This window comes from Pseudomonas sp. PvP100 (assembly GCF_017833055.1).
Classification (GTDB): Bacteria; Pseudomonadota; Gammaproteobacteria; order Pseudomonadales; family Pseudomonadaceae; genus Aquipseudomonas; species Aquipseudomonas syringae.
The window spans coordinates 2,830,154-2,853,748 of record NZ_JAFIBO010000001.1 but is presented as its reverse complement, the minus strand read 5'-3'; the positions used below and the strand labels follow the sequence as shown (position 1 = coordinate 2,853,748).

General features: G+C 57.3%; 24 protein-coding genes. 15 read left to right on the top strand and 9 right to left on the bottom strand.

Annotation, left to right across the window (positions count from 1 at the left end):
* Nucleotides 1-72 precede the first annotated feature (72 nt).
* The 8 genes from rpsA (at nucleotide 73) to JOE39_RS12105 (ending at nucleotide 9,297) form a co-directional block, all read left to right on the top strand.
* Nucleotides 73-1,764, top strand: a complete 1,692-nt coding sequence (gene rpsA, locus JOE39_RS12140; protein ID WP_002554562.1) for a 30S ribosomal protein S1 — start codon at nucleotides 73-75, stop codon at nucleotides 1,762-1,764.
* Between the two features lie 321 nt (nucleotides 1,765-2,085).
* A complete protein-coding gene (ihfB, locus tag JOE39_RS12135; RefSeq protein WP_002554561.1) occupies nucleotides 2,086-2,382 on the top strand; it encodes an integration host factor subunit beta in 297 nt (98 codons plus the stop codon).
* A gap of 24 nt (nucleotides 2,383-2,406) precedes the next feature.
* Complete coding sequence (locus tag JOE39_RS12130; RefSeq protein WP_003314660.1) at nucleotides 2,407-2,649, top strand: lipopolysaccharide assembly protein LapA domain-containing protein; 243 nt, start codon at nucleotides 2,407-2,409, stop codon at nucleotides 2,647-2,649.
* A 412-nt stretch (nucleotides 2,650-3,061) separates the two neighbouring features.
* The gene (locus JOE39_RS12125) at nucleotides 3,062-4,495 is read left to right on the top strand and encodes an MBL fold metallo-hydrolase (protein WP_017278328.1); all 1,434 of its coding nucleotides are present in this window, start codon (nucleotides 3,062-3,064) and stop codon (nucleotides 4,493-4,495) included.
* Nucleotides 4,496-4,693: 198 nt separating this feature from the next.
* Nucleotides 4,694-5,674: an SDR family oxidoreductase gene (locus JOE39_RS12120; RefSeq protein WP_024692705.1), complete on the top strand. Its 981-nt coding sequence runs from the start codon at nucleotides 4,694-4,696 to the stop codon at nucleotides 5,672-5,674.
* Nucleotides 5,667-6,677, top strand: coding sequence for a glycosyltransferase family 4 protein (locus JOE39_RS12115; protein ID WP_003424762.1), 1,011 nt, complete (start codon nucleotides 5,667-5,669; stop codon nucleotides 6,675-6,677). The genes JOE39_RS12120 and JOE39_RS12115 overlap by 8 nt, the downstream gene beginning before the upstream one ends.
* A gap of 104 nt (nucleotides 6,678-6,781) precedes the next feature.
* Nucleotides 6,782-8,776 (top strand): nucleoside-diphosphate sugar epimerase/dehydratase, encoded by a 1,995-nt coding sequence (locus JOE39_RS12110; RefSeq protein ID WP_003393786.1) that lies wholly within the window; start codon nucleotides 6,782-6,784, stop codon nucleotides 8,774-8,776.
* A 158-nt stretch (nucleotides 8,777-8,934) separates the two neighbouring features.
* Nucleotides 8,935-9,297, top strand: a complete 363-nt coding sequence (locus JOE39_RS12105) for a helix-hairpin-helix domain-containing protein (RefSeq protein ID WP_024684550.1) — start codon at nucleotides 8,935-8,937, stop codon at nucleotides 9,295-9,297.
* A 103-nt stretch (nucleotides 9,298-9,400) separates the two neighbouring features.
* Here JOE39_RS12105 and JOE39_RS12100 read toward each other — a convergent pair whose 3' ends face one another.
* Together JOE39_RS12100 and JOE39_RS12095 are read right to left on the bottom strand one after the other, a co-directional pair.
* On the bottom strand, nucleotides 9,401-9,970 hold the full coding sequence (locus tag JOE39_RS12100; RefSeq protein ID WP_003314666.1) for a TetR/AcrR family transcriptional regulator: 570 nt from the start codon (nucleotides 9,968-9,970) through the stop codon (nucleotides 9,401-9,403).
* Nucleotides 9,971-10,089: 119 nt separating this feature from the next.
* Nucleotides 10,090-10,881: a TlpA disulfide reductase family protein gene (locus JOE39_RS12095; protein ID WP_210077317.1), complete on the bottom strand. Its 792-nt coding sequence runs from the start codon at nucleotides 10,879-10,881 to the stop codon at nucleotides 10,090-10,092.
* A gap of 367 nt (nucleotides 10,882-11,248) precedes the next feature.
* On the opposite strand from JOE39_RS12095, the gene JOE39_RS12090 reads away from it, so the two are divergent.
* Nucleotides 11,249-12,526: an aromatic amino acid transport family protein gene (locus JOE39_RS12090; RefSeq protein ID WP_003424763.1), complete on the top strand. Its 1,278-nt coding sequence runs from the start codon at nucleotides 11,249-11,251 to the stop codon at nucleotides 12,524-12,526.
* 72 nt (nucleotides 12,527-12,598) lie between these two features.
* Here JOE39_RS12090 and JOE39_RS12085 read toward each other — a convergent pair whose 3' ends face one another.
* From JOE39_RS12085 to JOE39_RS12075, 3 genes are all read right to left on the bottom strand, one after another.
* A complete protein-coding gene (locus JOE39_RS12085) occupies nucleotides 12,599-12,805 on the bottom strand; it encodes a hypothetical protein (protein ID WP_002554553.1) in 207 nt (68 codons plus the stop codon).
* 123 nt (nucleotides 12,806-12,928) lie between these two features.
* Nucleotides 12,929-13,411: a transcription elongation factor GreAB gene (locus JOE39_RS12080; protein WP_210077319.1), complete on the bottom strand. Its 483-nt coding sequence runs from the start codon at nucleotides 13,409-13,411 to the stop codon at nucleotides 12,929-12,931.
* Nucleotides 13,412-13,414: 3 nt separating this feature from the next.
* Nucleotides 13,415-13,813, bottom strand: a complete 399-nt coding sequence (locus JOE39_RS12075) for a hypothetical protein (RefSeq protein WP_210077321.1) — start codon at nucleotides 13,811-13,813, stop codon at nucleotides 13,415-13,417.
* Between the two features lie 159 nt (nucleotides 13,814-13,972).
* Between JOE39_RS12075 and earP the strand changes: the two genes are divergently transcribed.
* Together earP and JOE39_RS12065 are read left to right on the top strand one after the other, a co-directional pair.
* Complete coding sequence (earP, locus tag JOE39_RS12070; RefSeq protein ID WP_024692702.1) at nucleotides 13,973-15,109, top strand: elongation factor P maturation arginine rhamnosyltransferase EarP; 1,137 nt, start codon at nucleotides 13,973-13,975, stop codon at nucleotides 15,107-15,109.
* A gap of 99 nt (nucleotides 15,110-15,208) precedes the next feature.
* Nucleotides 15,209-15,778 carry an elongation factor P gene (locus JOE39_RS12065; RefSeq protein WP_002554550.1) on the top strand — a complete coding sequence of 190 codons (570 nt, stop codon included), beginning with the start codon at nucleotides 15,209-15,211 and terminating at the stop codon, nucleotides 15,776-15,778.
* A 102-nt stretch (nucleotides 15,779-15,880) separates the two neighbouring features.
* Here JOE39_RS12065 and JOE39_RS12060 read toward each other — a convergent pair whose 3' ends face one another.
* A complete protein-coding gene (locus JOE39_RS12060; protein WP_003342698.1) occupies nucleotides 15,881-16,300 on the bottom strand; it encodes an organic hydroperoxide resistance protein in 420 nt (139 codons plus the stop codon).
* A gap of 202 nt (nucleotides 16,301-16,502) precedes the next feature.
* Complete coding sequence (locus JOE39_RS12055) at nucleotides 16,503-16,976, bottom strand: MarR family transcriptional regulator (protein ID WP_003342696.1); 474 nt, start codon at nucleotides 16,974-16,976, stop codon at nucleotides 16,503-16,505.
* Nucleotides 16,977-17,165: 189 nt separating this feature from the next.
* Here JOE39_RS12055 and JOE39_RS12050 point away from each other — a divergent pair, with 189 nt between their 5' ends.
* Nucleotides 17,166-17,912: a sulfite exporter TauE/SafE family protein gene (locus tag JOE39_RS12050; RefSeq protein WP_003424767.1), complete on the top strand. Its 747-nt coding sequence runs from the start codon at nucleotides 17,166-17,168 to the stop codon at nucleotides 17,910-17,912.
* Here JOE39_RS12050 and JOE39_RS12045 read toward each other — a convergent pair.
* Entirely contained in the window at nucleotides 17,902-18,756 is an 855-nt protein-coding gene (locus tag JOE39_RS12045; RefSeq protein WP_024661906.1) for a LysR substrate-binding domain-containing protein, read from the bottom strand. The genes JOE39_RS12050 and JOE39_RS12045 overlap by 11 nt on opposite strands.
* A gap of 94 nt (nucleotides 18,757-18,850) precedes the next feature.
* Here JOE39_RS12045 and JOE39_RS12040 point away from each other — a divergent pair, with 94 nt between their 5' ends.
* Nucleotides 18,851-19,084, top strand: coding sequence for a DUF1127 domain-containing protein (locus JOE39_RS12040; protein ID WP_003342689.1), 234 nt, complete (start codon nucleotides 18,851-18,853; stop codon nucleotides 19,082-19,084).
* 26 nt (nucleotides 19,085-19,110) lie between these two features.
* Here the strand turns inward: JOE39_RS12040 and JOE39_RS12035 are convergent, their stop codons facing one another.
* Nucleotides 19,111-20,457 carry a 3-deoxy-7-phosphoheptulonate synthase class II gene (locus JOE39_RS12035; RefSeq protein ID WP_004411146.1) on the bottom strand — a complete coding sequence of 449 codons (1,347 nt, stop codon included), beginning with the start codon at nucleotides 20,455-20,457 and terminating at the stop codon, nucleotides 19,111-19,113.
* A gap of 169 nt (nucleotides 20,458-20,626) precedes the next feature.
* Between JOE39_RS12035 and JOE39_RS12030 the strand changes: the two genes are divergently transcribed.
* The gene (locus tag JOE39_RS12030) at nucleotides 20,627-21,388 is read left to right on the top strand and encodes a spermidine synthase (protein WP_003418072.1); all 762 of its coding nucleotides are present in this window, start codon (nucleotides 20,627-20,629) and stop codon (nucleotides 21,386-21,388) included.
* A gap of 421 nt (nucleotides 21,389-21,809) precedes the next feature.
* Nucleotides 21,810-23,516: a DEAD/DEAH box helicase gene (locus JOE39_RS12020; protein ID WP_170855933.1), complete on the top strand. Its 1,707-nt coding sequence runs from the start codon at nucleotides 21,810-21,812 to the stop codon at nucleotides 23,514-23,516.
* Nucleotides 23,517-23,595 lie beyond the last annotated feature (79 nt).

Below are 23,595 nucleotides of genomic sequence, written 5' to 3'. Positions count from 1 at the left end.
TTGAACGAAACCCACGTTGTCTGGAGCGTGGCAGATGGGCGTATTCTTCGCCCTTGATCAACAGGAATTAAAATGAGCGAAAGCTTTGCAGAACTTTTTGAAGAAAGCCTAAAGACCCTCAACCTTCAGGCCGGTTCGATCATCACCGCGATCATCGTTGATATCGACTACCAGGCAGGTTGGGTTACGGTTCACGCCGGTCTGAAATCTGAAGGCCTCATCCCGCTGGAGCAGTTCCACAACGACGCTGGCGAGCTGACCATCAAGATCGGTGATGAAGTTCACGTTGCGCTGGACGCGGTCGAAGATGGCTTTGGCGAAACCAAGCTGTCCCGCGAAAAAGCCAAGCGTGCCGAGTGCTGGATCGTTCTGGAAGCGGCTTTCGCAGCTGAAGAAGTGGTCAAGGGCGTTATCAACGGTAAGGTTAAAGGCGGCTTCACTGTCGACGTTAACGGCATCCGTGCGTTCCTGCCTGGTTCTCTGGTTGACGTCCGCCCTGTGCGTGACACGACTCACCTGGAAGGCAAAGAGCTCGAGTTCAAGGTCATCAAGCTGGACCAGAAGCGCAACAACGTTGTCGTTTCCCGTCGCAGTGTCCTGGAAGCCGAGAACAGTGCCGAGCGCGAAGCTCTGCTCGAGTCCCTGCAGGAAGGTCAGCAAGTCAAGGGTATCGTCAAGAACCTCACCGATTACGGCGCATTCGTCGATCTGGGTGGCGTCGATGGCCTGCTGCACATCACCGACATGGCCTGGAAGCGCATCAAGCATCCATCGGAAATCGTCAACGTTGGCGACGAGATCGATGTCAAGGTCCTGAAGTATGATCGCGAGCGCAATCGTGTTTCCCTGGGTCTGAAGCAACTGGGTGAAGATCCATGGGTCGCTATCAAGGCTCGCTACCCGGAAAGCACCCGCGTTACCGCGCGTGTTACCAACCTGACCGACTACGGCTGCTTCGCAGAGCTGGAAGAAGGCGTGGAAGGCCTGGTACACGTTTCCGAAATGGACTGGACCAACAAGAACATCCACCCTTCGAAAGTCGTTCAGGTTGGCGACGAAGTGGAAGTCATGGTTCTGGACATCGACGAAGAGCGTCGTCGTATCTCCCTCGGCATCAAGCAGTGCAAATCTAACCCATGGGAAGATTTCTCTGGCCAGTTCAACAAGGGCGATAAAATCTCCGGCACCATCAAGTCGATCACCGATTTCGGTATCTTCATTGGTCTGGACGGCGGCATCGACGGTCTGGTTCACCTGTCCGACATCTCCTGGAACGAAGTGGGCGAAGAAGCCGTACGTCGCTTCAAGAAGGGCGACGAGCTCGACACCGTGATCCTGTCGGTTGATCCTGAGCGTGAGCGTATCTCGCTGGGTATCAAGCAGCTGGAAAGCGATCCGTTCTCCGAGTACGTCACTGTCAATGACAAGGGCGCCATCGTTCGCGGTATCGTTAAAGAAGTTGACGCCAAAGGCGCCATCATCACTCTGGCCGACGACATCGAAGCGACCCTCAAGGCTTCCGAAATCAGCCGTGACCGCGTTGAAGACGCGCGTAACGTTCTGAAGGAAGGCGAAGAGATCGAAGCCAAGATCATCAGCGTTGACCGCAAGAGCCGCGTAATCAGCTTGTCCATCAAGTCGAAAGACGTTGAAGACGAGAAAGAAGCGATCCAGAGCCTGCGTAGCAAGCCTGAAGTCGCTGAAAGCACTGGTCCTACCACTATTGGTGACCTGCTGCGCGCGCAAATGGAAAAACAGAACTAAGTTCTGCTTGACCAAAAAAAGGACGACTTCGGTCGTCCTTTTTTGTTTCTATCGTTCAGGCCCTACAGGTTCAGGTCTTCCTGGCTTGCTCTCACGCACAGTGTGAGTCGCAAAACGCCTCCATTGGCCTCTCAGGCTGTCTCGTTTCGTCTATTGCTCCAGCTCCCTTCCCCTGCCTCGCCCCTGTCATGTCGCTGTAATCTGTTCATGCCTGGTTAGACGGGATTGAACATAAGTCAATAGATGGGCTGTTCAAATTCATCCGGTCATGCTAAAACCTTCCAAGCGCTGATCTAGCTGCTTGAAAAAGAAGGGAAAAATATGACGAAGTCGGAGTTGATCGAACGAATTGTCACCCATCAAGGGCTGCTCTCATCCAAGGATGTCGAGCTGGCCATCAAGACCATGCTTGAACAAATGTCCCAGTGTCTGGCAACCGGAGACCGAATCGAGATTCGAGGCTTTGGCAGCTTTTCGCTGCATTACCGCGCACCGCGGGTAGGGCGCAACCCGAAGACCGGTCAGTCGGTCAGCCTCGATGGCAAGTTTGTCCCGCATTTCAAGCCGGGCAAGGAGCTGCGGGATCGGGTCAACGAGGATGAAGAAGAGGGCTTTTAAAGCCATTCACCACAGGATCACCAGATGCGTATCTTCAAACGAGTCATTTTGATCGTCGCCGTATTGCTCGTTGTTTTGGCAACAACTGTGTTTGTGCTTGAGAACCGGCAGTCTGTTGCCGTGACGTTTTTCGGTTGGTCGGCGCCTCAGCTTCCGCTGGCATTGCCTGTTGTCCTCGCGTTGCTCGTGGGCATGGTCATTGGCCCGATACTGGCGTGGATAGCCAGCCTTCGCAAAAAGCGCGCACCTTCCCCTCGCTCTGTCTGAGCAGCGCTGATCATGCGTCGTCGGAGAACGATCTGGCGACACGATAGCGCGCGTCTTTTACTCCCTTCTGTTCATGAAGCAGCATGCGCTGCTGCTGAGCTGGCACGCTTTGTTGTGTCTTCAAACAGTTTTGTCGAAAAAAGAGTCTTATAATTCTGTCGGTTTATTCTTCTGTTATATGAAGATTAGTTACTACGCCGTGTAGGAATATTCGCTTTTTTAAATCGTGTACCCATTTTAAAGGGGGTACGGGTTATATTGATTTTCAGCGTCGATTACTGCTGCCCTGACAGCCTTGTGTCAAGGCTTGAAAATGATTCGTTCAAGTGCAGAATGCGCCGAAACTTAATGTTCAGCCCTGATATCGGATATCCCGGATATTCAGAGCAGGCTGGCAAGAAAAGGTGACTGCATGTCTTATCCGCAAATCATTCATCACGGCGCTGTCGATACAGTAACGGGCTCGTGTCATCAGCTGCACATCGACGTATCGAGCAGCCTGCTGATTGACTGTGGGTCGGTGCAGGAGCGCGGCAGGCAGTCCGAAAGCGCGTCATTCGGATTCGATCCCGAGGCTATCAGGGCGCTGCTGATCAGCCACGTACACAATGACCATGTCGGGCGTATTCCAGAGTTGCTGGCATCCGGTTACAAGGGGCCGATACTGTGCAGTGAGCCCAGTGCCCATCTGTTGCCACTGGTCATGGAAGATCTCCTGAAAATTGAATTTGCACACGACCCCGGGCAAGTCGCGCGCTACCTGGACGTCATCAACAAGAGAATTATCGCTCTGCCATTCGATGACTGGTTCAGCCTGATCGACAACGAATCCGTGCATTGCCGGGTCCGTTTGCAGCGCGCCGGACACATATTGGGGTCGGCCTATATAGAATGCGATCTTCAATATCCTGCACAAGGGCGTTCTGTGCGGGTGGTGTTTTCCGGTGACCTGGGGGCGAGTCATACGCCTTTTCTGCCTGCGCCGAAGCCGCCCGAGCGCGCGGATGTGCTGGTGCTGGAAAGCACCTACGGCAATCGTGTTCACGAAGATCGCAACATTCGTCAGCTTGGACTTGAGCGCATCATAGACAAGGCGCTGGAGGATAACGGCACCGTGCTGATACCGGCGTTCAGCATCGGCCGAACCCAGGAATTGCTCTACGAGCTGGAAGACATACTGCGACGCAAGATGCCTTCGAATCATTGCACTGAAAGCAGCGAGCACCGGGGTGAGAGTGCCCCAGACTGGTCGAGGTTGCCGATCATCCTTGATTCGCCTCTGGCGAGTCGCTTTACCAAGGTCTATCAGTCGTTCGAAGACTATTGGGATGAGGACGCCCGGCTAAGGCTCGACGTCGGCAGAAAGCCGTTGGGTTTCGAGCAACTGGTTACCGTCGACACCCATGAAGAGCATTTGCGTACGGTCAATTACCTGGCCAGTACGGCGCGTCCGGCCATTGTGATTGCCGGTAACGGCATGTGTGCAGGAGGCAGAATCGTCAATTACCTGAAAGCCATGCTCGGCGACACACGACATAACGTGGTATTTGTCGGCTATCAGGGCAAGGGAACACCGGGCGAGGCCATTCAGTTACATGGCCCATCGGGCGGCTATGTAGAGCTGGATCGCGAGCGCTTTGATATAAATGCCGGAGTCCATACCGCAAAAGGCTATTCTGCTCACGCCGATCAGGTCGAATTGGTCGAGTTCGTCACGGGGATGAAAGAGTGGCCAACGCAGATTCGGTTGGTGCATGGCGAAGCGGCTGCGAAAAAGGTTCTGGGTAATATTCTGAGTCGTAAGTACTCGCTCGAAAAACGCCCGTTGGAACTGTTTATCCCTTGAAGGCACGATGAGCACGTTAGTTGTCGACTGACGCAATAACCGAGTTCTTGCAAGTGAGTGCCAGGACATGATGATTGTGCATTGACCCTGGTGCACGTTGAGCATCATCGTGAACGTTATAAAGTGGATTGAACATATTTCAGTTGTCAAAAGGCGTTACTTGAGCAATATTTGGCCGATTTGGAAGGGCGTGTTTGCATGAGCGGTGATGTTGCATTGGTTGCAATAACAGGTGCGACAGGTTTCGTGGGCAGTGCCGTGGTTCGTCGGCTGATCGAGCGCACAGGCTTTGCTGTGAGGGTTGCAGTCCGAGGCGCTTATGTCGCTTCCAGTCCGCGCATCGATGTTGTCAGCGCGCAATCATTGGCATCGGACAATCAATGGGCAAGTTTTGTAGCTGGCGCGGACGTGGTGATTCATTGTGCTGCCCGTGTTCATGTACTGAACGAGACCGCTGAAGCGCCGGATCAGGAATACTTCCGCGCTAATGTCACCGCAACGCTGAATCTGGCCGAGCAGGCCGCAGCCGCAGGCGTCAGACGCTTCATCTTTATCAGTTCCATCAAGGCCAATGGCGAGTCTACGCCTGTGGGTGCGCCATTCACGGCCAGCGACCCGTGCAATCCGCTGGATGCCTATGGTGTTTCAAAGCACAGGGCCGAAGAGGGCTTGCGTGAGTTGTCTGCCCGCACCGGTATGCAGGTGGTGATCATTCGACCGGTACTGGTCTACGGTCCGGGGGTCAAGGCTAACTTCAGAAGCATGATGCGCTGGCTGGACAAGGGGCTGCCGTTGCCGCTCGGGTCCATCGATAATCATAGAAGCCTTGTGGCGGTGGATAATCTGGCAGACCTGGTGACGGTCTGTGTCGATCATCCTGCTGCGGCTGACCAGACGTTTCTGGTCAGTGATGGGGAAGATTTGTCCACGACCAGGCTGCTGCGCGAAATGGGCAAGGCCCTGGGCAAACCTGCTCGACTGTTGCCGGTGCCGGCCTCGCTGTTGAAAGCGGCTGCAGCACTGTTAGGCAAGAAAGCTTTTTCACAACGGCTGTGTAACTCGCTGCAGGTCGATATCAGTAAAACCTGTACGATGCTGGATTGGCATCCACCTGTGAGTATTGAACACGCCATGCAGGACACTGCCCGATATTATCTGGAACACGACAAGCATGATTGAGTGGCTGTCGGTAATCGCTATTGCCTTTCTGTCTCTGATTCTAACGGCGTTGCTGCGCAAGTATGCGCTCGCCAAAAGTCTGATCGACATTCCAAACGCCCGAAGTTCGCATTCCATACCCACGCCCAGGGGCGGCGGTGTTGCCATCGTCATCACTTTCATCCTGGCGATCGCTGTGCTGGGGTGGGCGGGTTATCTGCCTCCCTCTGCGCTTGCCGCAATTGTCGGTTCGGGAGGCCTGGTGGCGGTGATCGGTTTCATGGACGATCACGGGCATATCGCCGCACGGTGGCGCCTGCTGGGGCATTTTGCTGCGGCTGCCTGGGCCTTGTTCTGGCTGGGCGGACTTGCCCCGCTCGACGTCATGGGCTGGACGGTCGACCTGGGATTGCTCTGGCAGGTGCTCGCGGCGTTCTATCTGGTGTGGATGCTGAACCTCTACAACTTCATGGACGGAATAGACGGCATCGCCGGTATCGAGGCGGTCACGGTATGCCTGGGCATGAGCATTATCTACGCGTTTGGCGGCCAGGCCGGGCTGTCCTGGGAGGTGCTCATGCTGGGCGCTGCCGCAGCAGGTTTCCTCTATTGGAACTTCCCTCCGGCGAAGATATTCATGGGCGATGCGGGCAGTGGTTTCCTCGGCATAGTGCTCGGTGTGCTATCCATTCAGGGTTCCTGGGCTTCACCTCAGTTATTCTGGTCCTGGTTGATTCTGCTGGGAGTGTTTGTCGTCGATGCGACCGTAACCCTCGTGCGACGCCTGTTACGTAAAGAAAGGCTCTACGAGGCGCATCGCAGCCATGCGTACCAGTTTGCTTCGCGTCACTACGGCAGGCATGTGCCGGTTACGCTTGCGGTGGGGTTGATCAATCTGGTGTGGTTGCTGCCCATTGCACTATGGGTTGCGCTGGGCGACGGGGAAGGGCTTATATGGGCGGTCATTGCTTACTGCCCGCTGATTCTGCTGGCGTTGAGGTTCGGCGCCGGCGAGGCAGAATAAGGTAACGAAGTGTTTTTCTGGTTGTCTCAGACACGTAGCTGTTTCACAGGTACCGATTTCAGATCATGTTGCAACCGGTAGCATAACGGAGCATAAAAAAATTGATGAGCAGATTGCGGACCAGATTACTGGCTCTACCACGCCGCAAAAAACGAATAATTCAGGTTGCTACCGACGTCTTCCTGGTCTGGCTGGCTCTGTGGATGGCGTTTGTGGTACGGCTGGGTATCGATGAGCTGATCAATCCTCTCGAGAAGCACACGTGGCTGTTCATCAGTGCGCCCGTTGCGGCTATCCCGCTTTTCATACGATTCGGCATGTATCGCGCAGTCATGCGCTACTTCGGCAATGATGCGCTGATTGCCATCATCAAGGCCGTCACGATGTCGTCGTTGATCCTTGGTTGCATGGTCTACGTGTACAGCAACCACCAGCAATTGGTCCCGCGTTCGGTGATCTTCAATTACTGGTGGCTGAGCATGGTCATGATCGGCGGTCTGCGCCTGGCCATGCGGCAGTATTTTCTCGGCGACTGGTTCGCTGCGGCGCAGCACGTGCCTTTCGCCAAGAGCGACAACGGTTTGCAGAAGGTTGCCATTTACGGCGCCGGTGCAGCGGGAAACCAGTTGGTCGCCGCATTGCGCATGGGCCGTCTGATGCATCCGGTGGCGTTCATCGATGATGATGAGTCGATTTCCAACCGGGTCATTTCCGGTCTTCAGGTCTACAAGCCGCGAAACATCCAGCGAATGATCGATTCCACGGGAGCTCAGGAAATCCTCCTGGCAATCCCGTCATCGTCGCGTGGGCGTCGTCGGGAAATCCTCGGCTTTCTGGAAGGCTTCCCGCTGCACGTACGAAGCGTTCCGGGCTTCATGGATCTGGCCGCTGGCAGGGTCAAGGTCGATGACCTTCAGGAAGTCGACATCGCAGACCTCCTGGGACGCGATGCAGTCCCGGCTCGCGATAACCTGCTCGAGCACTGCATCAAGGGCAAGACGGTGCTGGTGACCGGCGCCGGCGGCTCGATCGGTTCCGAGCTGTGCCGACAGATACTGCTGCTGCAACCTACCCAATTACTGCTGCTGGACCATAGCGAATTCAATCTCTACAGCATTCTCTCCGAACTTGAACAGCGCTCGGCTCGCGAGTCACTCTCGGTGAAATTGCTGCCCATACTCGGTTCGGTACGCAATCACCCCAAGCTGCTGTCGATCATGAAAACCTGGAAGGTCGATACGGTCTATCACGCTGCTGCCTACAAGCATGTGCCGATGGTCGAGCACAATATTGCGGAAGGCGTCATCAACAACGTCGTGGGTACGCTCAATACCGCCCAGGCGGCGTTGCAGGCAGGGGTGTCCAACTTTGTCCTGATCTCTACCGACAAGGCGGTCCGCCCCACCAACGTGATGGGCAGCACCAAGCGCCTTGCCGAATTGATATTGCAGGCACTGAGCCGAGAAACCGCGCCAGTGATCTTCGGTGACAAGGCCAACGTCTATCAGGTCAACAAGACCCGCTTTACCATGGTGCGCTTTGGCAACGTGCTTGGCTCTTCCGGTTCGGTGATCCCGCTGTTCCACAAGCAGATCCAGTCAGGCGGTCCGCTGACGGTGACGCATCCAAAGATCACCCGCTATTTCATGACCATCCCCGAAGCCGCTCAGTTGGTGATTCAGGCCGGCTCCATGGGGCATGGCGGCGATGTCTTCGTTCTCGATATGGGTGAGCCGGTCAAGATTGTCGAACTGGCCGAGAAGATGATCCATCTTTCCGGTCTGGCCATTCGCTCGGAGAAAAATCCGCACGGTGATATCTCCATCGAGTTCACTGGCCTGCGTCCCGGTGAAAAACTCTATGAAGAGTTGTTGATCGGCGACAACGTGGTTGCCACCGAGCACCCGATGATCATGAGTGCAAATGAAGATTGCCTGCCATGGGATGTATTGAAAGGCCGCCTGACAAAGCTGCTGGATGCGGTCGACCGAGATGATTACACCAGCGTGCGTCAGTTGCTGCGCGAAACGGTAAACGGTTATACGCCAGAAGGTGAAATCGTTGACTGGATGTATCAGGAACGCAGCGGCGAAACGTGATTTCATCAGTACTGCCGGGGCTCTGGGCAGAGGTGGAAATACGTTGAACAATCCGGCAACAGGCAGCAACGCTCGACTTCTTTTCCAGGAGGGGACGCTGGTCTAAGTTTCAGGCACAGCATGTGGATGCTGCCTTGAATTGCTATGGAGCTTTATCTATGCGAACCCCTATCTTCAATGCCTTGATCTTTGCCTTGCTCACCAGTACCTCGGTTGCGGTCAACGCCGCGCCTGCGTCCCAGCCAGCCATCCCGCAGCCCGCGGTATCCCATTCGCCGATGATGGAAGAAACAGCACCCGCTGTGGCGCATGAGCAGCGCAAGGACAGGGTCAATCTCAATACTGCCGATGCTCAGACACTGCAGAAAGAACTGGCGGGGATCGGGAAGAACAAGGCTGATGCCATTGTGGCTTATCGGGAAGCCAACGGCGATTTCACCTCGATTGATGAACTGATCGAAGTAAAAGGAATCGGCAAGGCCATTCTGGAGAGGAATCGCGAAAAGCTTGCACTCGACTGATCAGTGCTTCATCCGCTAAACACACAGGCCGATCGATGATCGGCCTGTGTGTTTATAAACTCTCACCGGGGAAGCTCTCCGAGAAAGTATTTGTTCCAGAGGATCAGTTGGTGCTCTTTTTTATCTCCTTTTTGAGATAGTCGCGGGTCGTGTCCAGAATGCGCTGTGACAGTTCCTCGTCAAAAGCGCTGCGGGCGAGTGCCAGACCGCCTACCAGTGCGGACAGCACCGGCAGGCTTTTGGACTCCAGTCCATTCTCCGCCAGGGGCTTGTCGAACTGCTCAAGCAGATGAAGGATGATTTTATCCGTCGTCATGCTGGGCTGATCGCGCTGGCCTAGTTCGAGGCACATAGTCGGTAACGGACAACCGCCGTCTTCCGCATCGCGGCTGGCTATCGATAGGTAGAGATCAATGAATTCACTGAGCGAGTCCTGCCTGGCGAAAACGTCGCTGGTGATTCCTTTCACATTGTCGAGGGCGTGACTCAATGCCTGTTCAACAAGATCATCCTTGGATTTGAAATGCGCGTAGAACCCGCCATGGGTCAAGCCAAGTGCCTTCATCAAAGGTTGCAAGCCCGTAGCACCAATGCCGTCACGACGGAAGCGCATGGACGCTTCCTTGACGATGCGTTGGTGCGTTTGGGCCTTATGATCAAGCGCGTAACGCATGCGCTGAGTCTCCAGAAGGGCCAATGTGTAAGCGCATTTATACATGGATAGGTGAAACGATGCAGCAGGCTTTCGCTCGCAATGACAACTTCATCTCAATCAGGTAGGTGAATACCTAGCTATTTATCCAGGTAATGAGTGAGGCTGGCTCTGGACAATTCGCCCAGATGACTGTCGATCAGCCGTCCGTCTGGTGAGTAGAAAAGAGTGGTGGGCAGCGCCGCCGAACCCACCTGGCGGGCGAACTCGCCGTCCGGATCGAGAAAGCTGTTGCTTAGCACCAATTGCTGTTTCGACAAGTAGTCGCTGACTTCTCCGGCGCTTTCGGCCTGATTGACGAACAGAAATGTAATGTCCTCGCGTTCCCGTTGCATATCGCGCAGCACTGGCATTTCGCGGCGACACGGAGGGCACCAGGTGGCCCACAGGTTGATGACCACTGGTTTGCCCCGATAGTCGGAGGCCCTGACCGGCTCGCCAGTCAGCGTCCGAAGGGTTGTATCAGGCAGCGAATTGCCCTTCTGATAGTGGTCCAGAATCAAACCGCCCGATACCCAGATCGCCAGTCCGATGCTCACTGCGAACGTCAGGGCGCCCCGCTGTCCGGGACGGCGCCAGCCAATGATCAAGCCGCCCAGCAGAGCGCAGATAACCCCGGGCCAGACCACAAAGCCGCCATCACGGATGTCCAGCGCCTTCCAGGGGGCGTCGCTGTATTGCGCGAAATAGGTCAGGACGAATGCGATACGTGCAGTGGCAATACCCAGAATGAAGAGTCCGAATACTGCGGTCTTTCTGGTCAGGGTGTGCCGGACGAGCCGGGCCTCTACCCACGTGGCGGTTATCAAGGCGCCCAACAGCAACAGATGGGATATCGCGAGGGCGAACGGCCCGGCGTTGATGCTCAACATCGTTTTTGGTCCTTGAAGAGGTTTTTGCCGGATGTACCGCACAGGCGCGGCATGGTATCGCTGCTGTCCCTCCAGGAAAAACGCAGAACTGTTCCCGAATGTTAAGCCGCGGGGTCGGCTCGATTGAGCCCGTAAGCTGTTGAAACACTAATTCCTCGACAAGAGGTCGACCGTCCTCCAGCCCTTTGTGCAAAAGGCGTGCGCTCGAACGCCAGCATGTCGTGGAAGAAACTATTGTCCTACAAACCTTTGACTTCTGGCGCCAATCCCGGAGAATCTCGCCCGCTGTTTTCGAGGGGAGCGCTGAACTGCCGGTTTTTTCGATGCGTTTCCCTTTTTGATAAACCGGCCACGGAGAGTCGACCGGATGAATGATCAGGCTAATGGCGTCGTAGAACGTCTGGATGTAGCTCCCGAGAGCATCGCGTCGTGGAATCGTAATGACACCACCTGGATGCTCGGATTGTTCGGTACCGCCATCGGTGCGGGTACCCTGTTTTTGCCAATCAACGCGGGTATCGGCGGTTTCTGGCCATTGATGGCGCTGGCACTGCTGGCGTTTCCCATGACGTTCTACGCTCACCGCGGTTTGACGCGCTTCGTGCTCTCAGGACGTGAGGGTGCCGACATCACCGATGTGGTCGAAGAGCATTTCGGCAAGAGTGCTGGCGCGATGATCACCTTGCTGTATTTCTTCGCCATCTTCCCGATCCTGCTGATCTACAGCGTGGCCCTCACCAATACCGTGGGCAGTTTTCTTGAGCACCAGCTGCACATCACGCCACCGCCGCGCGCCGCACTGGCGTTTGTGCTGATCATGGGGCTGTTGGCCGTGGTGCGTTGTGGCGAGCGGTTCATCGTCAAGGCCATGAGCCTGATGGTTTATCCGTTCATCGTCGCACTGTTGTTTCTGGCGATATTCCTCATTCCGCACTGGACCGGCGGCATTCTGAGCACCGCCACCACGTTCCCTGAGCTATCGGCGTTTATACCCACGCTGTGGCTGGCCATTCCGGTGATGGTGTTCTCTTTCAACCACACACCGATCATTTCCGCGTTTGCCGTCGATCAGAAGCGCCAATATGGCGAAAACGCCGAAGTGCGCAGTTCGCAGATTCTGGCCCGCGCCCACGGTCTGATGGTCGTGATGGTGCTGTTCTTCGTATTCAGTTGCGTGTTGACCCTGTCGCCTGTCCAGCTCGCCGAGGCCAAGGCGCAGAACATCTCGATCCTGTCCTACCTGGCCAACCACTTCAACAACCCGACCATCGCCTTTGTCGCGCCACTGATTGCGTTCGTGGCTATTTCCAAGTCGTTTCTCGGCCACTACATCGGTGCAAGCGAGGGCTTGAAAGGCCTGGTTCTGAAGGCGGGCCGTCGTCCTGCACCCAAGGCGCTGGACCGCATGACGGCGGCTTTCATGCTGGTGGTGTGCTGGCTGGTGGCAACACTCAACCCAAGCATCCTGGGCATGATCGAAACCCTGGGCGGGCCGGTGATTTCGGCTTTGCTGTTCCTGATGCCGATGTACGCCATCCACAAGGTACCTGCCATGCGTAAATACGCTGGCGCGTGGTCCAACTACTTTGTGGTTGCCGCCGGTGTGGTGGCCATTTCAGCACTGATCTTTTCGCTGATCCGCTAAAGCCAGCAAGCGAAACCTCGCAATCTGCGCCGATTTAACAGCGCAGACTGCGATGAGGTCATGCGATCGTGATCAGTCCACTGGCTCGGGATACAACGGCCTGGACAAGTGCATGATGCTCGCATAGTCGTAAACGTACTGCCGTCCCGCATGGCTGGTCGAACGCAGTTGGTCGATCAGTTGTCGTTCTTTCTTGTTCAAGTATCTCAACGCCGGATCTTGGCTGGACTTCAGGCGATCACGTTCATGGGCGTCAGGGAATGCGATGACGTTCGTCATGAAAAATCTCCTTGGGTTTTAGTCCTTGTTTGCTTTGATGTTGCCCCGGTTGCGGTGGTGATGGCGACGGTTCACCTTACCCACAAAAACTTGATGCGATCAACCCTGCAGATGCCGGGTGTGTCACAACGTCTGTGTGATCTCGTAGGATTGTCGACTGCCGTTGATGACAATCTGTACGGCATCGTCTTCGAATTTGCCCAGCAGGCTCTGCCCGAGCGGGGCTCTGGCAGTAATGACGGTGACCAGTTGATCCCCTGCACTGACCTTCAGGCCGGCAGCATCGGGGCCGAGAAACAGATAGTGTGTCTGCCCGTCGGCATTCTCGACGACCACCAGATCACCGGTCTGAATGCCACGCGATTCATCGAATGGCTTGAGCGACCATTTCCGATAAAGCGTCAACGACTGACGAATCTCCTCGACGCGGCGCGCCTGGCCGGCTGCCAGATAGGACGCCTCTAGCCCTAGCGTGTCGTACTTGTTCTCGGCAATGTTCTCTTCGTGAGTGGCCGTTTCGTAGGCGGTCTGCGCCGCTCGTTCGGCGATGTCCAGATCGATGTTCAGTTTGTCGATGATCCGTTGCAGCACATCCCGTTTGTTCATGGTTTATCCGCAGTACTGATTGATGCTGGCACGGCTTTTTTCGCTCGGCGCGGTGCGATCCTGCTGTATCCAGAAGTCACACTTCGAGCGGTTGAAGGTGCGCTGTTGCTGCTCCTGAGTCTGTTCGCGGGCCTGACGCGCCTCGCTTTCACGCAGGCTTTGCTCATATTTGCGAAACATCTCGGTCTCCGGCGCAGACGGGGGGGAGGCTTTTTGCGCAGGCGGGGCGGTCAGCTGTGCGGCGGCGTTTTCCAGGGCCTGGGTCTGGGCCGGTGGCAGGCTTTTGTAATACAGCAGGGCGGTCAGAAACACCGCCAGGGCGCCCAGCCAGATGCCCAGCGCTATGCACACGATCAATTTCAACGACACGTACAGGTCGCGACGGCGGGTAGGGAATGACATGGCTGAACTCCTTGCAGACCAAGAGGTGTGATTGTGCCATGCCTGATGGTCAGGCATGAAAACGGTGCCGCCTGTTTGCCCGGCAGCATCAGGCTGGTGACAACGTGCCGTTCTGAACGACAATCAGCATTTTTTGCCATCCAGCCTCAGGGAGCCAGGATGAAAGCCTCGTGGGACATTTTTTGCAGCGTAGTCGACAACTACGGTGATGCGGGCGTGACCTGGCGTCTGGCGCGCCAGTTGGTTGCCGAGCATGGCCTGCAGGTGCGTTTATGGATCGATGATCTGTCGGCCTTCGTTCGCTTGTGCCCCGGAGCCGATCCCCAGGCCCGGCAACAATGGCAAGAGGGCGTGAGCGTCTGCCAGTGGCCGACCGAATGGCTGAACACCGATATTCCTGATGTCGTCATCGAAGCGTTCGCCTGCCGCCTGCCGACGCGCTACACCGAAGCGATGCTGCAGCGTTCGCCAAGGCCGCTGTGGCTGAATCTCGATTACCTCAGCGCCGAGGACTGGGTGTCTGGCTGCCACGGCCTGCCTTCGCCACAGTCGAACGGTTTGAAGAAGTTCTTTTTCTTTCCGGGTTTTTCCGACACCACGGGTGGCCTGTTGCGCGAAAAAAACCTCATCGAGCAGCGCCAGGTGTTTCAGCAAAACAGCGCGGCAAGGCAAGCCTTCCTGAGCGGGTTGGGTATCGAAGCGTTGGCCGATGCGCGCCTGATCTCGGTATTTGCCTATGAAAATCCCGCGCTCGGCAGTTGGCTTGATGCCCTGGTCTGCGACAGCCGGCCGACGCATCTTCTGGTGCCAGAGGGGCGCATACTCGGCGACCTGCAGCGTTGGCTGGGTACCAAAGATCCGCTGCGCGCCGGGTTCATTCAGGCCTGCGGCGGGCTGACGGTTCAGGTCCTGCCGTTCATCCGTCAGGAGCTTTACGACCAACTGCTCTGGAGCTGCGATTTCAATATCGTGCGCGGCGAAGACTCGTTCGTGCGTGCGCAGTGGGCGGGGCGGCCGATGCTCTGGCACATCTACCAGCAGGAAGACGACGCGCATCTGCCCAAGCTCGATGCGTTTTTAACGCTCTATCTCGCGGGTCTTTCGCCGGCAGCCGCGCAGGCGCTGAATCAGTTCTGGCAGCGCTGGAATGTCGGTGGCGACCTTGGCGAGTGCTGGGCGGCGCTGGCAGAACACTGGCCGCAGATCGAGCGACATGCCGAACACTGGTCCCAGCAACAAGCCGCACAGACTGATCTTGCCACGGCGCTGGTGCAGTTTTATGTAAATTCGCTATGATACGCGGCCTTGATACAAGGCTCTGTACGAAAAAGGCCTGCGCAGGTTGTTTCTCGTACAGAGCCTTTGGTTAATTCCATCCAAATTCGGATATATGCAATGAAAACTGGTAAAGAGCTGAAACCCGGTACCGTGATCCGTCTCGAGAACGATCCTTGGCTGGTTCAGAAAGCTGAGTTCACCAAATCCGGTCGTAACAGCGCGATCATGAAGACCAAGCTGAAAAACCTGCTGACCGGTTACAAGACCGAGATCGTTTACAGCGCCGACGACAAGCTGGACGACGTGATCCTGGATCGCAAGGAAGCCACCCTGTCTTTCATCAGCGGTGACACCTACACGTTCATGGACACCACTGACTACACCATGTACGAGCTGAACGCCGAAGACATCGAAAGCGTTCTGCCTTTCGTTGAAGAAGGCATGACCGACGTCTGCGAAGCCGTGTTCTTCGAAGACCGTCTGGTTTCCGTAGAGCTGCCGACTACTATCGTGCGTCAGGTTGACTACACCGAAGGCTCCGCTCGTGGCGACACGTCGGGCAAGGTCATGAAGCCTGCCAAACTGAAAAACGGCACCGAGCTGAGTGTTGCTGACTTCATCGAAATCGGCGACATGATCGAGATCGATACCCGTGAAGGCGGTTCCTACAAAGGCCGTGCGAAGTAAGCACGGTTTTGTAACCCCGTTACGCAAAAAACCCGCATCGCTGCGGGTTTTTTTGTGCCTGAGTTTCTTGTGAGGTGGCCGTTACTCAGGCGTCAGACCGGATCAGACCGTTACATGCAGGCGCACATCGACGTTACCGCGAGTGGCGTTAGAGTAAGGGCAGACCACGTGAGCGGCATCGACCAGTTGCTGAGCGTCGGCTTGCTCCAGGCCTGGCAGGCTGACATGCAGATCGATGTCCAGACCGAAACCGCCTGGAATCTGGCCAATGCCTACATGGGCGGTAATCGAGGTGTCTGCCGGAATGCTGCGTTTGCTCTGACCGGCCACGAACTTCAATGCACCGATGAAGCAGGCCGAATAACCGGCAGCGAACAGCTGCTCAGGGTTAGTGGCTGCGCCGCCAGCACCACCGAGTTCTTTCGGGGTCGCCAGCTTGACGTCGAGAATCTTGTCGTCGGAAACAGCACGACCATCACGGCCGCCGGTGGCGGTTGCAACTGCGGTGTAAAGAGTGTCCATGATCTTGCCTCGTTCGATGAAGGTTTGATTGCGCTAAATACTTGCGCGCTAACTAATTGCAAAGCAAAGGTAGTCCAAGGATAGTTTGCGCGCAAGCTAATTTTGCAAAAAGGTCGAGGATGGTCGTTGGAAGCAAGAAAACATGCTTGGAGCACCTGTCAGACCTCACGCGCGGTGACGAGAGACAGGTCTGCACTTTTTCCTAGAGGCTGTGGTGCAGGTGCTCGCGCAGCTGCAGCAACTGGGCTTGCAGGTCGCGAAGCTTTTCCATGGTCAGCCCGCTCGACGAAAGAACACAGCCAGGGACGGTCAAGGCCTTCTGCTGCAATTCGCGGCCCTGCGCAGTCAGGTGAAGCAGCACCACCCGCTCGTCTTCCTTGCTGCGCGTACGGCTGATGAAGCCCTCACCTTCGAGGCGTTTGAGCAAGGGCGTCAATGAGCCCGGATCGGTGAGCAGGCGGGTGCTGACATCCCCCACGGTAAGCCCATCCCTTTCCCACAGCACCATCATCGCCAGGTACTGCGGATAGGTGAGCCCGAGCGCCTGCAGCAGCGGCTTGTAAACCTTGGTCATCATCAACGACGTGGAATACAGGGCGAAACACAGCTGGTTATCCAGCAGCAGCGAATCGCAATCGGCAGGTGCGGCGCGGGTCGGGCTTTCATCGGCGCTCATATCAGGTCCTCAAACTCGGTCGGATGAGTTTAACTTAGTGTTGCACTCTTTAATGCGCCAGATAATTTTGCTCATGTGCGCTCAACGCGCTGGGATTGTGCGTGACGCGTGAAAAAAAACGGCGTCATCGGGTGTCGGTCCAGAGCAGGACTGCGTAGCATTTGCTCATTGATTGGGTGGGGATGCAGTGTGATTGAAATTGTGATGTTTGTGCTGCTGGGTGCAGCGATGGGCACCCTGGGAGGATTGTTCGGCATCGGTGGTGGTCTTGTGGCAATTCCCGCCCTCGGGGTGCTGTTTGGTCTGGATCAGCAACTCGCTCAAGGCACCGCCTTGTTGATGGTCCTGCCCAATGTGTTGCTTGCCTTGTGGCGTTACAACCAGCGCAACCGGATTCTGCTGCGTAATGCGCTGATGTTGATCATCCCCAGTTTCATTTTTGCCTGGTTGACCTCACTGCTCGCGGTCCGCGTCGACCCGCAGGGCATGCGCCTGGCCTTTGTCGGTTTTCTGGTGGTACTGACCGTGTTCAACGTTGCGCAGATGTATTGGCGCAGCAAACAGGCCGCGGGCGGGTTGCGTCATGAAAAGTGGCTATGGCTGCTGGGCGTCGGGTCCGGCGTGACCGGTGGTCTTTTTGGCGTTGGCGGCGGGGTAGTGGCGACGCCGATCCTCACCAGTGTCTTTGGCGCGACCCAGGTCGTGGCCCAAGGGCTGGCGCTATCCCTGGCGGCGCCGAGCACCGGCATCACGCTCGTCACCTACGCGCTGCACGATCACGTCAACTGGGCGATGGGCATTCCGCTGGCCATTGGCGGCCTGGCCAGCATCAGTTGGGGCGTGAAGCTGGCGCATTCGTTGCCGGAGCGCACCCTGCGCCTGATGTTCTGCGTGTTTCTAGTGCTCTGTGCGGTCATTCTCGCGCTCAAGGTTTGAAGCCGGCGATGATGTAATCGGCCATGCATTCGGTGATGGGCGAGGGATTTTCAGGCTTGCGTAGCAGGACGATGCTGGCGGTTGGCAACTGTGGCAATTGTTCCGCCTCGCCGAGGATACGCAAATCCGCTGTGGCCAGGCTCTGGAACTGCGCGGTGACTGCCAGGCCTGCGCTGACCACTGCGGTGATCGCCGCCATGCTCGAGCTGCTGTAGGCGATGCGGTAGTCACGCCCGACGCCGTCCAGCGCATTGCACGCCCAGTCACGACAGAAGCAGTGGGTGTTGAACATCGCCAGGGGAATGGGCGTTTGCTCATGCGGGGCAAAGCCGCTGGCCTCCATCCACATCAGACGTTCCTGACGCAGCAATGTGCCGATCTCGGTGCCGGGCTTGCGCGTGACAATGGTCAGATCCAGGTCGTGACGTTGCAGCAGAAGGTCCGATGGCTCGCAATGCACTTCCACCTGAACCAGCGGATACGCTTGGGCGAACTGCGCCAGAATGCCGGGCAGGAAGCGCATCACGTAATCGTCAGGCGAGCCGATTTTTACCACGCCGATCATGTGCGGCTCGCGCAAGGTGTTGAACACCTCGCTGTGCAGCTTGAGGATTCGTCGCGCGTAACCGAGCAATACCTGGCCCTCGGCAGTCAGGTTCAGGACCCGACCTTCACGCTGAAACAGCGGGCGCTGCACGACATCTTCTTCCAGACGCTTCATCTGCATGCTGACCGCCGACTGAGTGCGGTTGACGGCTTCGCCTGCACGGGTAAAACCACCGTGATCTGCAATCGCCACGAAGGTGCGCAACAGTTCGGTATCAATGCTCGGGTAGGTGGCCAATACATCAATCTCCCAGATGGAAGGCATAACGAACATTCGTTGGATTGATCCTACGCCCGAAGCGAGACTTCAGTCATCCCACAAGGAGGGCAAGATGATGAAAGGTCAGAAACAATGCGTAGGGGTGGAAAGGGCTGATGGGTGTTTGCAGGCGGGCGCGGTGTTCACAGTGCTCAAGGGTCATCTGCAGCGCTGGCTGGAGTTGCACCGCCAGCGCCACCTGCTGGCGCAAATGAGTGACGGAACACTTAAGGACCTGGGCTTGAGCCGTGCCGACATTCAGCAGGAAGCCGAACGTCCGTTCTGGGACGACCCGCTCAAGCATTGAGCGGGCAGTTGGCCCGGGTTTCCTGTTTAGCGCCTGACCTGCTTGAGGGTCTCGGCAATCAGGAAGGCCAGTTCCAATGACTGATCGGCGTTCATGCGTGGGTCGCAATGCGTGTGATAGCGATCCGAAAGGCCGTCTTCAGTAATCGGGCGCGCACCACCGATGCATTCGGTGACGTTCTGTCCGGTCATTTCGATATGAATGCCGCCCGCGTAAGTGCCCTCGGCCTGGTGGACTTGAAAGAACTGCTTCACTTCGCCAAGGATCTGCGCGAAATCGCGGGTCTTGTAGCCACTGCTGGCCTTGATCGTGTTGCCGTGCATCGGGTCCGAGCTCCACAGCACCTTGCGGCCTTCACGCTCGACGGCGCGGATCAGCTGCGGCAAGTGATCAGCCACCTTGTTGGCACCCATGCGGGCGATCAGGTTCAGGCGTCCAGGGTCGTTGTCCGGGTTGAGGATGTCGATCAGGCGAATCAGGTCGTCGGTATTCATGCTCGGGCCGACCTTGACGCCGATCGGGTTGTTGACCCCGCGCAGGAACTCGACATGCGCGCCATCCAGCTGACGTGTGCGGTCGCCGATCCACAGCATGTGCGCCGAGCAATCATAGTAATCGTTGGTCAGACTGTCGCGTCGCACGAAGGCTTCTTCGTAGTTGAGCAGCAACGCTTCGTGAGCGGTGAAGAAGCTGGTTTCGCGCAATTGCGGCGAGCTGTCCATGCCGCAGGCGCGCATGAACGCCAGGGTTTCATCGATACGCCCGGCCAGCTGGCTGTATTTTTCGGCGAGCGCCGAGTTGGCGATGAAGTCCAGGTTCCATTTGTGGACCTGATGCAAATCGGCAAATCCGCCCTGAGCGAAGGCGCGCAGCAGGTTCAGGGTGGCGGTGGACTGGTTATAGGCCTGCAGCAGGCGCTCCGGGTCCGGCACACGGCTCTTCTCGTCGAAGCCGATACCGTTGACGATATCGCCGCGGTACGCGGGGAGCGTCACGCCGTCGATGATTTCGTCATTGGCCGAGCGTGGCTTGGCAAATTGCCCGGCCATGCGTCCGACTTTCACCACCGGGCAGCCGGCGGCAAACGTCATCACGATTGCCATCTGCAGCAGGACCTTGAACGTATCGCGAATCTTGGCGGCGGAAAACTCCATGAAGCTTTCTGCGCAGTCGCCGCCCTGCAGCAAGAACGCACGCCCTTGGGTCACTTCGGCAAACTGACGGCGCAACTCACGGGCTTCGCCGGCGAACACCAGCGGCGGATAACTGGCCAGCGTCTGTTCGACCCGGTGCAGGTGCTCGGCATCAGGGTAGTGAGGTTGCTGCTGAATCGGCAGTGCCCGCCAGCTGTCGGGGCTCCAGGGTTGGCTCATTATTGGCTCTAGAGTTGTGCAATCGGATCGGCATGTTAGCAGTTCGTCGTTGCTCTGCCAGTCTGGTGCAGACCACTGGAGCGGTGCTGGACGCCACAACGTGTGACAAAGCCGTGCGCTTGCCCGACAATTCGTATTTTGCGCTCAGCGCAGGCAACCAGGAACGGTGATGACGGAAGAGCGTGAGCGCGTAGAGCGAATCCTGGCCGAGGTCCACGACGACTTCGGCATGATTCGCGTGCTGGAAGTGGAGGACTACCGCTTTCTGGAGTTTGGCGATGCCATCGAGCAAAGCTGCACCTTTACAGCCGATCCGAGCTGGCTGGAGTACGACTACACCCGGGCGATGCTGATCGGCGCGCTGTGCCATGACGCGCCGGAAAGCGCGCTGTTTCTGGGGTTGGGGGCCGGTACGCTGACCCAGGCCTGCATGAAGTTCCTGCCACTCGAGGACGTGGAAGTCATCGAGCTGCGCCCGGATGTGCCACGTCTGGCCATGGAGTTTATGGGGCTCGACGACGATCCGCGACTGTATATCCGCATCGGCGATGCGCTGGACCTGCTGGACAGCGCCGAGCCTGCCGACCTGATCTTTGTCGACCTGTACACCGATGTCGGGCCTGGCGTCGGGCACCTGGCCTGGAATTTCCTGCAGAGCTGTCAGCAGCGGCTGAACCCGGGCGGCTGGCTGATCATCAATCAGTGGGCCACTGACGACGGCAAACCGCTGGGAGCGGCGTTGTTGCGCGGCCTTTACCACCGCCATTACTGGGAGCTGCCGGTGAAGGAGGGCAACGTCATCCTGCTCGTGCCCGCCGACCTGGATCAGACGCTGGATATCGACGCGTTGAGCGGGCGAGCCGAGGCACTTGCGCCGCATCTGGGCTACTCGCTGGCGTCGCTGATCAAGGCCATTCGTTCCGCCACCTGAGCAGGTGGCAGGTGAGTAGGTTGTTCTGAAAACGGGGTGGGACAATTCGCCACACCTCGAAGGCCAGAATGCCGGTCATGTGCAAGAATAGGTTAAACGTTTAAGCGGCAATGCCCGCAATCTCGGGCCCGCGCCCTGATCAAGCGGTCTTCTGCCCGCACTCAGGGCCTGCCGCCGCTCAAAAATGGCGCAACGTTTCGTAAAAAAAGACTCACCAAGGTGCGTATTTCCGGTATAGTGCGCGCCGGTCTTTAACAGGACCCTCGTCAAGGTATTGCAATTTCCCGAAGCCAGCTTCGGCTGCTTGTTCGCTCTGCGGACTATCCTAGGCGATCCATTCATCAAACGTTTTCGCAAATCCCCGCCGACAAAGCAGCCAGGGTGACTTTAGGGTCGTACACGGCACGCGCAGCTTTGGAGCATGGGTCTTTGCGGATGCACTAGAGGCAGACCCATGACCCAGGAATTCGGCGGCTTCGCCGCTTTTGAACTTCATCCAAATATCCTCGCAGCCGTTATCGCCACTGGCTACGAAGAGCCGTCGGCCATTCAGCAGCAGTCGATCCCGATCATCATGGCCGGCCACGACATGATCGGTCAGGCGCAAACCGGTACGGGTAAAACCGCCGCTTTCGCACTGCCTATCCTGCATCGGATCGACCCGAGCAAGCGCGAGCCGCAAGCACTGATCCTGGCCCCGACCCGCGAACTGGCACTTCAGGTTGCCACCGCGTTCGAGACCTACGCAAAACAAATGCCGGGCGTGACCGTTGTAGCGGTCTACGGCGGCGCGCCGATGGGCCCTCAGCTCAAGGCTATCCGTAATGGCGCACAGATCGTCGTCGCTACCCCGGGCCGTCTCTGCGACCACCTGCGTCGTGACGAGAAAGTCCTGGCGACCGTGAACCACCTGGTTCTCGACGAAGCGGACGAAATGCTCAAGCTGGGCTTCATGGACGACCTCGAAGTTATCTTCAAGGCCATGCCGGAAACCAAGCAAACCGTATTGTTCTCGGCTACTTTGCCGCAGTCGATCCGTGCCATCGCTGAGCGCCATTTGCGTGATCCGAAGCACGTCAAGATCCAGACCAAGACCCAGACTGTTACCGCGATCGAACAGGCTCACCTGCTGGTTCACGCTGACCAGAAGACCTCGGCTGTACTGAGCCTGCTGGAAGTCGAAGACTTCGATGCCCTGATCATGTTCGTCCGCACCAAGCAGGCGACCCTGGATCTGGCCAGCGCCCTTGAAGCCAAAGGCTACAAGGCTGCCGCACTGAACGGCGACATCGCCCAGAACCAGCGCGAGCGCGTTATCGAATCCCTCAAGGATGGCCGTCTGGACATCGTTGTGGCGACCGACGTTGCTGCCCGTGGTCTTGACGTTCCGCGTATCACTCACGTATTCAACGTGGACATGCCTTACGATCCAGAGTCCTACGTTCACCGTATCGGCCGTACCGGTCGTGCCGGTCGCGAAGGTCGCGCACTGCTGCTGGTGACGCCTCGTGAGCGCCGCATGCTGCAAGTGATCGAGCGTGTTACCGGTCAGAAGGTTGCGGAAGTCCGCCTGCCGGATGCCCAGGCCGTTCTGGATGCGCGCATCAAGAAACTGACCAACAGCCTGTCGCCGCTGGTCGCCGATGCCGAATCGACTCACGGTGATCTGCTCGATCGTCTGACTGCCGACATCGGCTGCAGCCCTCGCGCTCTTGCCGCTGCACTGCTGCGCAAGGCTACCAACGGTCAGGCACTGACCCTGGCAGCCATCGAGCGCGAGCGTCCACTGGTTCCGAACAACGCCCCACGCGGTGATCGTCCAGAGCGCAGCAGCGACCGTGGTGATCGTCCTGAGCGTGAGCGTCGTGCGCCGGTCCCATTGGCTGAAGGCCGTGCTCGTTGCCGTACCGCGCTGGGTGCGCGTGATGGTATCGCTGCCAAGAACCTGCTGGGTGCCATTCTCAACGAAGGCGGCCTGGCCCGCGAAGCGATCGGCCGTATCCAGGTCCGTGACAGCTTCAGCCTGGTTGAACTGCCGGAAGATGGTCTTGAGCGTCTGCTGACCAAGCTCAAGGACACCCGCGTTGCTGGCAAGCAGCTCAAGCTGCGTCGCTATCGCGAAGACTGATCGGCTCTTGAGCTGATCGGCCAATAAAAAATCCCCGACTGGTTCGGGGATTTTTTTGCTTTGTATTCAGGCAAATTGG